The sequence below is a fragment of the Microcoleus sp. FACHB-68 genome, assembly GCF_014695715.1.
GTDB lineage: Bacteria > Cyanobacteriota > Cyanobacteriia > Cyanobacteriales > Oscillatoriaceae > FACHB-68.
In genome coordinates this window covers 392706-406724 of the sequence record NZ_JACJOT010000013.1, presented here as the reverse complement: position 1 = coordinate 406724, position 14019 = coordinate 392706, and the positions used below count along the sequence as shown (strand labels likewise).

The following is a 14019-nucleotide window of genomic DNA, read 5'->3' as shown; positions in this document are numbered from 1 at the left end:
TTAGATTTATGGATTTTAAATCTTAGATTGATAGGACAGTGACGGGTTTAACCGGCTCCTGATTGCTATAGCAATCAGATATAAATAGCAGCCAGACTCTACTTTTAAAACCTCTGAAATCAAAGGATTTGAGCTTTTTGGAATCAATGAGTATTTGATCAATAACCGAGCGTGCTGTTGCGAATGTGGCATTACTGCCGGCTGGAAAAAACTAAAGAGTGTCACATTTGCTAAGTTTTTCAGACATTGCACCGGCGTGTTGCCACCAGTAAATTCCCCCAACCCATATCCGCGAGGGCAAATGTCCCGCCGGCGCTGAGGATTTAAATTTTAGGCTGTTATTGGGAATCGTTGGGTTATGAGCCGGCCATCCAATGCGTTCACAAAACATTGCGTAGTCCCCGGCAACACTGTCATAAATTTTTTTCTGCACACTAAAGCCAAAGCGACCTGCGCTGTATTTCACCCATAGCCGGTCAATTGTTTGCAAATCTTGACAGGGCAATTGTTCAATATTACGGGTATCGATATAACCGCCTCGCTTGCCGGCAGCCTGACATAAAACGGTTTTCGTTTCCTGATCGGCTTCTTGCCATTTGTGCGCTGCCAGTAAATCGCGCAATTTTGTATAGTCAACCCCCACCTCTGAGGTGAGCGAATCATTATCTTGAGATTGATGGGTTACGCGGCGAAATAGTTTATTTAAAAATGAAGGATTTTGGCGGGGAAGTGAGGATTTTACTACAGCCGGCACAGAAGATTTAATCGAAGGGCAAGCTGTTTTTAAGGATGATTGACGAACGGTTTTTTGAGCAGGGGGGTTTACCGGCTCATTCAGCGCTTGCAACACTTCAGCCGCTGAAAGATATCGCTGATTGAGGGCATTTTGCAACAATTTATCCAAAACTTTACCCAAGCGAATGCGAGACGCGGGCGAAGTCATTCCACCCAAGTCAGTGCCGGTGGGTAAATAATCGCGCCACGCCCACCGATCGCGGGTTGTGTCGTATAAGTTAGAGGGGGCAATGCCGGTGAGTAGGTGAATGCAAGTCGCGCCTAAACTGTAAAGATCACTGGCAGGAAGGGCTTTACCTCGCGTTTGTTCGGGTGCCATATATTCTAAACTGCCAATGATTGTGCCGGTTTGGGAAAGATTAGTGCCGGCAAACAATTTGGCAATCCCAAAATCGATCAGGATATATTTACCATCACTGCGCCGGCGCATAATATTTGCCGGCTTAATATCCCGGTGAATTACTTGTTGCTCGTGGATATACTGCAACACCGGCAGCAAATCTTGTAGCAATTGTAGAATCAGTTTTTCACTAAACACACCTTGTTGCTTCAATTGCTGTGAAAGTGTTTCCCCTTCAATTAATTCTTGAGCTAAATACAACCACTTGTTTTGTTCAAAGTGCGCTAGCAAAGACGGAATTTGTGGATGCGTACCTAAATGTTCTAACCTGACGGCTTCTTGGTGAAAAAGCTGAATCGCTTTTTGAAAGTTGCTATTGCTATCTTGTGAAAAGTAAAGTTGTTTAACCACACAGCGCGGTTGAGAAGGGATATCTTCATCAACGGCTAAAAAGGTTCGGCCAAACCCTCCTTGGCCGATTTGTTGAATCGGGCGGTAGCGATCTTTGAGCCACAGCTTAGAACCGCAACTCTGGCAAATTTTAGCTGTATCACAGTTGTGGGGGTGCTGGCATCCTGGGATAACGCAGTAAGTCATAGGAAGTCGCTCAATGCCGGTGCGTAAAGCTTAAATGTTCCTAGGATAACCTCTAGCTTGGTCGCTTAGCTGAAAAGTAGCCAATTCCTTTATTTTTGCTTGGCTTGATAAGTATAAAAGCTTTGCAGCACTCCAGCAGTTTCAAACTGGTAAGAGGGTAATGCCGGCAGCACAGATGTGAGTCTAGAAGGCAGCAATGGAGTGACAGACAAATTCGTTGTATAAATACTAAAAAAAATAAAGTTTTGTCGTTGTGTGTTCTGGGCGATGGCTTGCTTAAACTCAGATTGTCCAGAATCAACAATTGCAGCGCACCGATTTTCAAAAAAGCCGGCTTTTTGACAAAAGTTGCCCTTCACATACTCCGTCAATTTCTGAACGGCATACTCTTCATAGGCAGTTTGATCTGGATTGGTTACAGCCATTGCCACTCCCACTCCTGCCAAAACAACTCCCCCGACGATTGCAGCAGTCTTGAAACCCTTCATACGTCTTCCGCTGTGAATCTCTAAGCTAAGACTACCCGTTTTCTTTTAGCGATTACGCATTAGACTGAGTTTGCCGACGCAGATTTGAGATTTTGGCGAGGAATTTTGTTGGGATAATCCTTTACTTGCAAAGCTTCCAGCTTGTCGTGGGCGATTTTAGCACAAAGCGGAAAATATAGAAATTTAAAAAAATAATCACAAAAATGGAGAATTTTGAACGCAGGGGTAGATCGCAACCCGAAAGAAGTGCTATAGTAAGAAGCGCAATGGCGGGCGTAGCCAAGTGGTTAAGGCAGTGGATTGTGGTTCCACCACTCGTGGGTTCGAGTCCCATCGTTCGCCCTTTTCTTGTGTAGAGCAACAAATAATTTTCTGTTCTGCTGCTTTCCTGTGGCGCGAGGGTGGCTTTGCTGCGGTTGCAGTCAATTCACGATTTAGAGTTGGGTGCGTGACTCGCGCACCCTAAGACGCTGGGGAGTCGTCAGCAAGTTTCGTTACACTATAATAGCTTTCTCAAGCGCATATAATGGGCATCTTCCCGCAATGTGAGCGCACTTCACCGGCTAGCCATGACTCAAACCACTGACTTTCTCAGCCTCCTCAACTCATCCCAACGCCAAGCCGTTGAGCATTTCTGCGGGCCATTATTGGTTGTTGCCGGCGCAGGTTCTGGCAAAACACGGGCGCTAACTTTTCGGGTGGCAAATTTAATCCGCACCCACCGAGTCGATCCAGAAAATATTCTGGCGGTGACTTTCACCAACAAAGCGGCGCGGGAAATGAAGGAACGCATCGAGAAATTATTCGCCCAGCAGCAAGCAATCGAAAAATACCGCAAGCCTTTTGATGCTTTAGCACCCGATGAACAAACAAGGCTGCGTTCGTGGGTGTACAAAACTTATATTAAACCGCTTTGGGTGGGTACATTCCACAGTTTGTGTGCGCGGATTCTCCGTTATGATATTGAAAAATATCAAGATGAAAGGGGTCGCCGGTGGAAGCGAACGTTTTCTATTTATGATGAATCGGACGCGCAAAGCCGGATTAAACAAATTGTTACCAAAACTCTAAATTTGGATGACAAAAAATTTGATCCGCGTTCTGTCCGTTATGCGATTAGTAATGCCAAAAACCAGGGATTGAACCCGCAAGAACTTGAGCGAGAACAGCCGAATATGCGCGGGCGGGTCATTGCTAACGCTTACAGCCTTTATCAAGACGCGCTTGCCGCTAATAACGCCCTTGATTTTGATGATTTGATTCGGTTGCCGGTGCAGCTATTTAATCAAAATGAGACGGTATTGGGTTACTGGCATCAAAAGTTTTGCCACATTTTAGTCGATGAATATCAAGACACGAACCGAGTTCAGTATGATTTAATTCGGTTGCTGGTAACGAACAACGAAAGCCCCAAAACCTTTAATAACTGGCAAAATCGCTCAGTTTTTGTCGTTGGGGATGTGGATCAGGCAATTTATTCGTTCCGCATGGCAGATTTCAAAATTTTGCTGGATTTTCAGCAAGACTTTGGCGACGGGTTGCCAGATGATGACACGCGCACGATGGTGAAACTAGAGGAAAATTACCGCTCTAGAGATAATATTCTGCACGCGGCGAATCACCTGATTGAAAAGAATACCCAGCGGATTGATAAAGTGCTGCGTCCGACGCGTGGGGAAGGTGAACCGATTTATTTGCATCGTGCCGGTAATGAAATTGAAGAAGCTGAATTTGTTGTGGGCGAAATTAGAAAATTGGTTCGCAAGCACCCTGAACTGAAATGGGGAGATTTTGCTATTTTATATCGCACAAATCCTCAGTCGCGGGTATTTGAAGACTCACTGGTAGAATGGAATATCCCTTACAATTTGGTTGGAGGGTTAAAGTTTTACGACCGCAAAGAAGTTAAAGATGTGGTTGCCTATTTGCGATTTATTGTGAACCCAGCCGATACGCTGAGTTTGGAGAGAATTATCAACACACCCCGCCGAGGAATTGGAAAAGCCACCTTAGATCGGCTACAAAATGCGGCCCAACAATTAACGATCCCATTGTGGGAAATTCTTACAGATGCAGAATCGGTGAATACTTTAGCAGGACGGACTGCAAAGCCCATTCTTCAGTTTGTGGAAATGATGTGCGGGTGGCAGGCAAAAGCGCAAGTTGAGGAAGGAAGTAAACCCACCAGTCCGTCGGAAATTGTGCAAGGTATTTTAGAAGATTCTGGTTACGTTCAAGATTTGAAAGAGCAAGGCAAGGAAGGTGAAGATCGCTTAGCCAACGTGTTGCAACTTTATAACAAAGTGTTGGACTTTGAAGAAGAAAATCCCGACGCCACCCTAGAAGATTTTCTGGCAAATGCAGCGCTGAGTTCTGACATGGATAATATGAAAGAAGAAGAATCTCGCGTTTCAGTGATGACGCTGCACGCTGCTAAAGGCTTAGAATTTCCGGTGGTTTTTTTAGTAGGAATGGAACAAGGTTTATTACCTCATTTCCGCAGCTTAGATGATCCGGCTTCTTTAGAAGAGGAACGCCGGCTGTGTTATGTAGGCATTACTCGCGCACAGGAACGGCTGTTTCTGACTCATGCCAGTGAACGGCGTACTTGGGGAAACCGGGAGCCGGCGATTCCTTCGTTATTTCTCTCAGAATTACCTAAAGAGTTTCTGAGTGGAAGTAAAGCAAAAAGTATGAGTGCGGGGATGCAGAAGACTAAAGGGGCGGGGGAGAAATTTACGCTCAAAAATGCTGCTAAAATCCTAGATTGGAAAGTGGGTGATCGCGTGGTTGATGGGCGACATGGGGTTGGGAAAGTGACTCATCTTTTGGGATCGGGGGAGAAAAGAACCTTAGGGATTAAGTTTTCCGGTGGTAATTTGATGATTATCGATCCGAAGACTGCGCCGCTGCAACGTTTGGAATAAAGGATAATTTCACCGGCACAATTCACCCAAATTTGAGAAGGCGATAAATGCTCACCTTCGTTACGGGTGCTTTCCCCAAAGCACCCACAAAAAAAATGGTTGCATTTAAGTGCTGCAACCATCGAAGTGTGTCAATCAAGGTAACTATTAATGTTATAGCTATCTGATTGCCGGCACTTCCTTCTGTTAGGTCATCCAGTTGGGTGATTTTAAATGACTTCAAAATATGTAATCGGAATTTGCTGAGTGAATGCTTTATTGAGTTAGCCCGCGCATTGCTAATAATGCTGTGCCATAAGCTGCTTCAGTATGTGCCGGCACCCCCACCGGCACCTTTAATAAACGTTCGCGAATTGCACTCCAAACCGGGTTTTTAGCACCGCCACCGGCAGTATAAACGCGCGTTAATTTAGTCGCACCCAACTCTTGCAAAAGTTGATAGGCTTGCGCTTCAATTCGGGCAATACTTTCTAATAAACCCTGCAAGAATTCTACTGGATTATCCGGGCGCGGTTCCAATCGTGGGGGCAAATTGGGATCGTTAATCGGGAAGCGATCACCGGCTTTGGTCAAAGGATAGTAATCAAGCGGACTTTCTTGCTGAGGATCAATCTGCCGGCTGAGACTTTCTAACTCGGTATCGGTGAAAAATTGCCGCAGCACTGCGCCGCCGGTGTTGGAAGCGCCGCCAACTAGCCACAGATCCTCTAGCCGGTGACTGTAAATACCATAGCGAGCATCATCGATGCGAGTTTGGCTGAGCAGCTTGATCACCAGGGTGGAACCGAGGGACGTTACCGCTTCTCCGGGGGATTGCACACCGCTTGCGAGAAATGCGGCTATGCTGTCCGTGGTGCCGGCGCATACCTGGCAATCTGCCGGCAAGCCAAACCGCTCGGCAATTTCTGCGGTGATTTCCCCCACCGGCATCCCTGGCTTGACAATTTCTGGTAAATGTGGTAGTGATTTAATATCTAATAACCAGTTGGGATAGCACAAACGCTCAGGGTCATAACCCAGCTTCAGGGCGTTGTGATAGTCACTGATACCAAGCCGGCCATGTAATAAAAAGGCTAACCAATCGGCCTGATGCAGGAAATAATGCTTTTGCAGTGGCAAGTTTGCGTTTTGCTTGAACCACAGAAGTTTAGCCAAACTGGAAGTGGCGCTAATTACCGGATGATTTGCGGGGGCAATGGCTTTTAACTCCTGCATCACCGCGACTCCCCGCCCATCGTTGTAGAGAAGCGGTTCAGCAATCACTTTGCCACCGGCATCGCAGAGCAAAACGGTGGAAGAGGTGCCATTAATCGCAATTGCCCTAAGATCGCGGCAGATTTCCTGGGGAATTTGGGAAATTAAGGTAAATAACGCCGTTTGCCAGAGATCCGGCAAATGATTTTGTAAATCGCTGGTGCCATCAAAAGGATATTGCGCCTCGGCGTGAAGGGTGCCGGCAGCATCAATTGCAGTTGCCCGTGCGCCGGTGGTGCCGAAATCTATACCGAGATAGAAGTTCATCGCTGTGTTTTTTGACAGATTAAGGTTAATAATGGGAGCCGGCACCACTTTTGCCGATAATCTCACAAAGACCGTAACGGTTGATTAATCTTCGATAAACATTTATGGGTGCTGCCGTCTCGCTCCACAACGTTCACAAAGTTTATAACAACGTCCCCGTCGTTGACGAACTCTCTTTTACCCTCGAAGCCGGCGAAATGTTCGGTTTGCTTGGCCCAAATGGAGCCGGCAAGTCTACAACGATTCGGATGCTGACTACTCTGACGCGCCCCACGAGTGGACGGATAGAAGTGGCCGGTTATGATGTCACGCGGCAAGCAGCGCAAGTTAAGCAGTCGATTGGCGTTGTGTTGCAACAAATTAGTGTTGACAACGATTTGTCTGTGTGGGAGAACATGGAATTTCACGGGCGGTTGCATCATATTCCCAACCCTAGCCGGCAGAAATTGATTAACCAGTGGCTCGAATATGTGGAACTTGCAGATCGGCGGGATGATCTGGTTAAAACCTTGTCGGGAGGGATGAAGCGCCGGCTGCAAATTGCTAGAGCACTGTTGCATGAACCGAAAATTCTATTTCTCGATGAGCCAACCGTCGGACTCGATCCGCAAACTCGCCGCCGGCTGTGGGAAATTATTCGTGATTTGAACAAGCAGGGAATGACGATGCTGCTAACCACTCACTATATGGATGAGGTAGAGTATTTATGCGATCGCATCGGAATTATGGATGCCGGCAAGCTGATTGAATTGGGCACTTTGGAACAACTGCGGCAGAAACACGGCGAAGGACTGGTGATGAAGCAAATTGGAGATCGCTGGGAATATGTGTTTTTCCCGAACTTGGAACAAGCAAATGCCTATCTTGAGCAGCAAAGCGATAAAACCGGCATGATGGTGCGCCCCTCCAATTTGGAAGATATTTTTGTGGAACTCACAGGACGCCAGTTAGACTAACCAAGCGGCTACCCATTTTAGATTTTCGATTATTCGCTCATCTAAAATTTAAAATCTAAAATCTAAAATCTAAAATCCTCAATGCATCGTTTAGCAACCAAAATAGAAGCCATTCTCTACCTAAAGGGTCAACCCCTTTCCCTTGCAGAAATTCTTGAATATGCCGGTTGTGAGAAAGACGACGCGGAAGACGCTTTGATTGAATTGATGAACGACTACGCGCACCGCGACAGCGCTTTAGAAGTCGTTGAGACGCCGGCTGGATATTGCTTGCAACTGCGAGACAGCTTCCAAGAGTTAGTACAAACAATTATTCCCTTAGATTTAGGGTTGGGCGCACTGCGGACTTTGGCGGTGATCGCTCTAAAAGCGCCGATTACGCAAACTGAATTAGTAGAACTGCGGGGTTCTGGCGCTTATCAGCACGTTCAAGAACTTTTGGAACTGGGTTTTGTTCGCAGACGCCGGCAAACCGATGGCCGGTCTTATTGGTTGCAGATAACCGATAAGTTTCATCAATATTTCCAAGTTGATCAATTGCCGCAGCAGCTAGAACTGAAATTCCCCCTCAGCGAAGAGGAAAACTTGGAAGAAGAATAAAACATCTATCTTTAGCATTAACTGACGCTGGAATTTTTCATCCACAACAGCGGAGTACGTCTAGCTTGCAGAGGCGTCATTTTATCAGAATGGTCTAGAGTAGATAATAAGAAAGGCAGACATTTAGAGGCCACATGGTGTTTAACCCTGACTTTAACGAATCCGACACTGACGACAGCGAAACGAACCCGCTGCTGAAATATCTCCAGCACCAACCCCCTGAGGTTTTGGCCCGTGTGGCCAAGTCCGCCAGTCCCGAAATTAAGCAAATCATTTCTCAAAACGTCAAAGGACTCGTGGGACTGCTTCCCTCCGATCATTTTGATGTTCATATCACCACCAACCGCGAAAACTTAGCAGGGTTGCTGGCTTCCGCCATGATGACCGGCTATTTTCTGCGGCAGATGGAACAGCGAATGCAACTAGATGAAAGTCTAGACGATTGTGTCTCCCTGCGTCGCGATTCCTCTGCCGGTGGAGAATCCGAGTGCGATTAACGTTTAGCGTCCAGCGGTTCACTGCCAGTGAGCCGGCGCAGACTGTTCGCGTTCGGCAACTTATTCTAGCTGTTTGAGGGGAAAGGCTTCGGGCCGCACTTCAATCCGCTGGATCTTCCCGTTGCGGTTAATTTCCAAATTGAGTTCGCTACCAACGCCACTTGCTTCGACGCGATCTTGTACTTCTTCTGTCGTCTCAATGGCAGCGCCGTCGATCTTTTGGATAATATCTCCCTCGCGCAAACCGGCTTTCTGTGCCGGCGAGTCATTCAAAACGCCTAAAATCAACACACCTTTGTCCTGGGTAATTTTGAAGTTCCCTTTTGCTTGCTGATTGATTTCTTCTTGCCGCGCGGGGGTGAGCTGTACCATTTTAATGCCCAAAAAGGGATGTTCAGCACGGCCTTTGGTGGCTAAGTCTGTAGCAATGCGTTTGGCGGTTTCAATAGGGATCGAGAAACCTAAACCTTGAGCGTTCGCCCGAATCGCAGTATTGATGCCAATCACTTCCCCTTGGTCGTTTAACAAAGGGCCACCTGAATTTCCGGGGTTGATGGCAGCATCGGTTTGAATGAAGCGAACGCGTTTATCAGGAATTCCTACCTGAGAACTAGAGCGATCGGTGGCGCTGATAATGCCAACGGTAACCGTATTGTCTAAGCCTAGGGGGTTGCCAATGGCAATGGCCCACTGTCCGGGAACGAGGGATTCAGATTTGCCGAGTTGGACTGTGGGTAAATCCTTGGCGTCAATTTTCACCACAGCGACATCTGTGAGGGGATCGATGCCTAATACTTTGCCTTTAAATGTGCGGCCATCTTTGAGTGTGACATCCACAACATCTGCGCCGGCAACAACGTGGGCATTGGTGAGCATCTCTCCGTCGCTGCTGGTAATGAATCCTGAACCCGTACCGCGCTCAAACCGTTCTTCAGGAATTGGGGTATCTTCACCGAAAAACTGCCGGAACAGGGGATTATCTAAAGCTTGGGGAATTTGTGAGGCAACTTTACGGGCTGAGTCGATCCGCACGACTGCCGGCCCGACTTTTTGGGCAACTTCGGCTACAAAGTTAGGGTTTCCTCGCGCAATTAATGCGGATTTGGATGCCGGCAATGGCGCTCGTGCCGGTGTTCGCAGCACTACGGGCAACGTTTGCGGGCTGTTGGCGTTTTTCTGAGCTTCCAGATAGCGACTGCCTAAAAATCCCGCACCGCCGCCTATGGCTAGCAAACTGACATAAACGCTCAACTGCTTTAAGAATGAAGTCATAGATTTTCCCTATCTGACGGCGATACAGGACATAACTCTACTTTAGTCAAATATTCGGCAATTCGGGCTGCAACGACCTCGTTCTTCAACAACTAATAACAAACCGCAATTTTATCTGTCCTACTGCCTTTATTTCCCAGATTTTCGCTGCCGGTGAAATCTATCTCATATCAGACGCGGGAATTTAAGCTTTAGGCTTTAGGTTTTAGGTCATTCAGATTCAAATAACATTTTATCTTGAATTTGTCAATGAAAAAAGAGAATTGTTTTTCCAATCGGCCCGTGCTGTTGAAAAAAGCAAATCCGCTTCTTTTCCTGCTCAGCTCGCCTGAATACTGTCTTTTTCTGCGTGCTAACTTTTTGAGGTGAAGCATTGCATTTTGGATTGTTTGAGCCATTTATTCTTGATTGATTGAACCGGCCTCTTCGTCCAACGCTTGCCAATTAGTAAATTTTATTTTTCTAGCTTTTTTGTATATTATAATTCTTTTTTTAGCTGCATTCTGGGACGTTTCATGGCTAGGAGAATGCCATTCTTATACCTTTTAAACGGGGAAGTGAGGGGGAGGACTTCGCGTTACTGAATTGCTTGCCGGCGACGCAAATTTTGGCATTTTGCTGCTACTTGGCTCATATCATCCTGACTTTACGAGTTTTTATGAGTAAAAAATAGTGTTCCTACATCCTTTGTCCAAAAAAACTCAATTTTTGCAAAGGCCGGTTTTGCAACAATCGCTGCTAATGCATCTAGAGGGTCTTGGACGCTTTTTTTCGTCTATCCAGCAATCAGTCAACCTTTAATTTGCTGGAAATCGCTTTTGCAAAAGTTCGCTGCTAAGCCGCTCAATCATCTTCAGTTAGTGCTGATTGCGCTTCTCATCTGTCGCAGCGCGAATTCGTGTTGACCCCCACTGTCAAAATTTCTAAGTTATGCTATAAAAAACTCAGATTCAGATTTTTTTCATGAGGGTGCGTGTCCTGCAGAAGCAGCCTTAGCAATTCAAAGTTTTGATTTTTCTACCCTTGGTTTCATACAGGACATTTTTTCCAGCCGGCAGGGTAGAGACGCTGAATCACATTTGATGAAGTTGGAATTTTATTTTTCAAGTCTTTTTTCATGTTTTTTAACTCAAAGGAGTTTAATTTTTTTCAAAATTTTGCCGAATTGAAATTTAGCAAAAAGCCGCACTGCTGTTGAAACAATAAATTTTTAAGGGTTGCAATTTAGAGTTTGCAGTTGCTGCTCAACGCTATTATAGGCAATGAATTTAAGCCGCTTCCGCCATCATAATTCACTGATTTGCTACGGTTAGGTTTAAATCTTTCAAAATATGACGTGTCAGTAAGGATTGAGTTGAACTGTGATTTACATCAGCCCTAAATTGACTCAAATAAGCCATGCCGGCGAAATATTGCTCAGCAGTTATGATCCCAGCTTAGTTGCCTTGCCGGTTAATCCTGTATTGCTAGGGTGGGCAGTTTGCATCACGGTCTTAATAATTTTAGTTGTGACTCTCGTAACGTCCCAGCTTAATCGGCATCTGTCAACTCAGCAACAAGCACTGTCTCTGCTGGAGACATTTGTGAATGAAATGCAAGTTGGGGTTTTACTCCTCAGTCCACAGTTAGAGGTGAAATTCGCTAATTTAGCGGCAGCAGAGTTACTGGGTTTAAGCCAAAGTGAATTACTCAGCCAGATCCCTTTTGATAGCGACTGGCAAGTGTTTCAGCAAGACGGCACCCCGTTTGCCAGCAAGTTCCAACCTGTACGGCAAGCAGTGATCACGAAAGTGCCGGTGCGGAATGTTGTTCTCGGCATCCAGAGAAGTAAAGCGTTAAAACAGGAGTGTGAAAAGCAAGAAGCTGCTGCCGGTTTTAAGGCAGCATTTTCGACTGCTGACGCTTCAATTATTTGGTTGCAAGTGAATGCGAATCCTCTGCTTGCAGCTAATGGCGAAGTTGAGCAGGTGATTTGCAGCTTTAGTGATATTAGCGAATGTCTGCATAGCGAAGCTGAATTGCAGCAAACTCAAATCTTTCTGAATTCTGTGATAGATAATTTGCCGGTTTGCGTGTTAATTAAAGAAGCTGAATCTTTGCGGTTCACCGGCTGGAACCAAGCGAGTGAAAAACTATTTGGTTATTCTAAAGCTGAAGCAATCGGTAAAAATGATTATGATTTCTTTCCCAAAGAGCAAGCTGATTTCTTTACCTCAAAAGATCAAGAAGTATTAGCCAAGGGTCAACTTGTAGACATAGCCGCTGAGCCGGTTCATACTCCGCATCAAGGGGTAAGGCTATTGCATACTAAAAAAGTTCCCATCCTCGATGATGCCGGCACCCCTCAATATCTTTTAGCAATTTGTGAAGATATTACTGAGCGCAAGCAAGCGGAAAATGACCTTCTCAAGCAGCATCAAAGAGCGCAATTGTTAGCGGAAATTACACTTAAAATACGCCAATCTCTTCAACTAGAAGAAATTCTTCAAACCACGGTTACAGAAGTGCTAAATCTACTGGAAACGGATCGGGTTTTAATTTACCGACTTTTACCCGATAACTCCGGAACAGTGGTTACAGAAGCCGTGCGTCCGGGGTTTCCAGCGATTTTAGGACAGAATATCTCAGACCCTTGTTTTGGGGAAAAGTATTTACATTTATATGCTGCCGGTCGGGTGAGAGCGATTGCTGATTTGGAAAACTCGGATTTGCTACAATGCCATATTGATTTGCTACAAAGAATTGAAGTCAAAGCTAATTTAGTAGTTCCCATTTTGGTTAATGAAGAATTAAAAATCAAGAATGAAGAAAAGGTCGTTAATCCTAATGGTGCGAGACTTAATTCTCAGTTGTGGGGATTGCTAATTGCTCATCAATGCGGGGATACGCGGCAATGGACGAGCTTTGAAATTGAACTGTTGCAACAACTAGCAGATCAGGTGAGTATTGCTTTGTTTCAAGCTCAAATCCGAGAGCAAGAAAATCGGCAGCGCCAGCAGCTAGCTAAGCAAAACTTAGCTTTAGAACAAGCGCTTAAAAATCTCCAGCAAGCGCAAACTCAACTGGTGCAAAGTGAAAAAATGGTGAGTTTGGGGCAAATGGTGGCTGGGGTGGCTCACGAAATTAATAATCCAGTTAATTTTATCTATGCGAATGTCAGCCCAGCGCGAGATCATGTGAAAAACTTGCTGTATTTGCTGGAACTTTATGCTAAAAATTATCCCAAGCCGGTTGCTGAAATTTCGGAAGCCGCAGAGGAAATTGAGTTAGAGTTTTTGCAGGAAGATTTACCGAAAATTTTATCTTCGATGCACGTCGGGGCGGATCGGATTCGTCAAATTGTTCTAAGCTTGCGAAACTTCTCCCGTCTAGATCAATCGGAGAAAAAGCGGGTTGATCTGCATGAGGGAATTGATAGCACGCTGCTGATTTTGCAACATCGTTTGAAAGCAACGCCAGAACACCCTAGCATTCAGATTGTTAAAGATTATGGGGTTTTGCCGCCGGTGGAGTGCTATGCAGGGCAGTTAAACCAAGTGTTTATGAATATTTGCAGCAATTGTTTAGATGCCCTAGAAAATCAGCCGGCACCCCGTGTGATTACGATCCGCACTAAGCTGATTGAAAGTGCAGCATGGATTGCGAAAAAAGAAGACAAAAATTCAATGTTGGATTCTCAATATTTTGTCCGCGTTAGTATTGCGGATAACGGCCCAGGTATGACAGAGGAAATCCGCAGCCGGTTATTTGATCCGTTTTTTACGACAAAACCCCCAGGAAAAGGAACAGGTTTAGGGCTGTCAATTAGCTATCAAATTATTGTAGAAAAACACAGTGGTCAGTTGACGTGTGTTTCGGAACCGGATCGCGGTGCAGAGTTTATTATTGAAGTGCCGGTTAAGCTGCCGGCGTGGAAGAAGGGCTAACTAAGTTTTAATAACTGAATCGCATCAAGTGGACTGAAACGAGAATCGAGGCAATTGTTTCTAACAGCAATCCGTTTAAAAATAATGCCGGCAGCCACAA

9 protein-coding genes and 1 tRNA gene are annotated in these 14019 nt (G+C 45.6%); 6 read left to right on the top strand and 4 right to left on the bottom strand.

The window, feature by feature from the left end; genetic code table 11:
- Nucleotides 1–211: 211 nt before the first annotated feature.
- Together H6F73_RS19435 and H6F73_RS19430 are read right to left on the bottom strand one after the other, a co-directional pair.
- A complete protein-coding gene (locus H6F73_RS19435) occupies nt 212–1732 on the bottom strand; it encodes a serine/threonine-protein kinase (RefSeq protein ID WP_190760409.1) in 1521 nt (506 codons plus the stop codon).
- 89 nt (nt 1733–1821) lie between these two features.
- Nucleotides 1822–2220, bottom strand: coding sequence for a DUF4359 domain-containing protein (locus H6F73_RS19430; protein ID WP_190760408.1), 399 nt, complete (start codon nt 2218–2220; stop codon nt 1822–1824).
- A gap of 269 nt (nt 2221–2489) precedes the next feature.
- Here H6F73_RS19430 and H6F73_RS19425 point away from each other — a divergent pair.
- Together H6F73_RS19425 and pcrA are read left to right on the top strand one after the other, a co-directional pair.
- Nucleotides 2490–2562, top strand: a tRNA-His gene (locus H6F73_RS19425).
- Between the two features lie 227 nt (nt 2563–2789).
- Complete coding sequence (gene pcrA, locus H6F73_RS19420) at nt 2790–5147, top strand: DNA helicase PcrA (protein WP_190760407.1); 2358 nt, start codon at nt 2790–2792, stop codon at nt 5145–5147.
- A 255-nt stretch (nt 5148–5402) separates the two neighbouring features.
- Here the strand turns inward: pcrA and H6F73_RS19415 are convergent, their stop codons facing one another.
- Complete coding sequence (locus tag H6F73_RS19415) at nt 5403–6668, bottom strand: FGGY-family carbohydrate kinase (protein WP_190760630.1); 1266 nt, start codon at nt 6666–6668, stop codon at nt 5403–5405.
- A 104-nt stretch (nt 6669–6772) separates the two neighbouring features.
- Between H6F73_RS19415 and ccmA the strand changes: the two genes are divergently transcribed.
- The 3 genes from ccmA to H6F73_RS19400 all read left to right on the top strand — a co-directional run bounded on the left by ccmA (nt 6773) and on the right by H6F73_RS19400 (nt 8721).
- Nucleotides 6773–7624: a heme ABC exporter ATP-binding protein CcmA gene (ccmA, locus tag H6F73_RS19410; RefSeq protein WP_190760406.1), complete on the top strand. Its 852-nt coding sequence runs from the start codon at nt 6773–6775 to the stop codon at nt 7622–7624.
- 81 nt (nt 7625–7705) lie between these two features.
- Nucleotides 7706–8224 carry an SMC-Scp complex subunit ScpB gene (gene scpB, locus H6F73_RS19405; RefSeq protein WP_190760405.1) on the top strand — a complete coding sequence of 173 codons (519 nt, stop codon included), beginning with the start codon at nt 7706–7708 and terminating at the stop codon, nt 8222–8224.
- A 134-nt stretch (nt 8225–8358) separates the two neighbouring features.
- Nucleotides 8359–8721, top strand: a complete 363-nt coding sequence (locus tag H6F73_RS19400) for a DUF760 domain-containing protein (protein ID WP_190760404.1) — start codon at nt 8359–8361, stop codon at nt 8719–8721.
- Between the two features lie 60 nt (nt 8722–8781).
- On the opposite strand, the gene H6F73_RS19395 is transcribed toward H6F73_RS19400, so the two are convergent.
- The gene (locus H6F73_RS19395; RefSeq protein WP_190760403.1) at nt 8782–9993 is read right to left on the bottom strand and encodes an HhoA/HhoB/HtrA family serine endopeptidase; all 1212 of its coding nucleotides are present in this window, start codon (nt 9991–9993) and stop codon (nt 8782–8784) included.
- A 1382-nt stretch (nt 9994–11375) separates the two neighbouring features.
- Here H6F73_RS19395 and H6F73_RS19390 point away from each other — a divergent pair.
- Complete coding sequence (locus H6F73_RS19390; protein WP_190760402.1) at nt 11376–13919, top strand: PAS domain-containing protein; 2544 nt, start codon at nt 11376–11378, stop codon at nt 13917–13919.
- The last annotated feature ends 100 nt before the right edge of the window (nt 13920–14019 follow it).

Excerpts from the sequence above, each read along its gene's own strand:
- H6F73_RS19435 (WP_190760409.1), bottom strand. The coding sequence starts at position 1,732 with ATGACTTACTGCGTTATCCCAGGATGCCAGCACCCCCACAACTGTGAT.
- H6F73_RS19430 (WP_190760408.1), bottom strand. The coding sequence starts at position 2,220 with ATGAAGGGTTTCAAGACTGCTGCAATCGTCGGGGGAGTTGTTTTGGCA.
- pcrA (WP_190760407.1), top strand. The coding sequence starts at position 2,790 with ATGACTCAAACCACTGACTTTCTCAGCCTCCTCAACTCATCCCAACGC.
- H6F73_RS19415 (WP_190760630.1), bottom strand. The coding sequence starts at position 6,668 with ATGAACTTCTATCTCGGTATAGATTTCGGCACCACCGGCGCACGGGCA.
- ccmA (WP_190760406.1), top strand. The coding sequence starts at position 6,773 with ATGGGTGCTGCCGTCTCGCTCCACAACGTTCACAAAGTTTATAACAAC.
- scpB (WP_190760405.1), top strand. The coding sequence starts at position 7,706 with ATGCATCGTTTAGCAACCAAAATAGAAGCCATTCTCTACCTAAAGGGT.
- H6F73_RS19400 (WP_190760404.1), top strand. The coding sequence starts at position 8,359 with ATGGTGTTTAACCCTGACTTTAACGAATCCGACACTGACGACAGCGAA.
- H6F73_RS19395 (WP_190760403.1), bottom strand. The coding sequence starts at position 9,993 with ATGACTTCATTCTTAAAGCAGTTGAGCGTTTATGTCAGTTTGCTAGCC.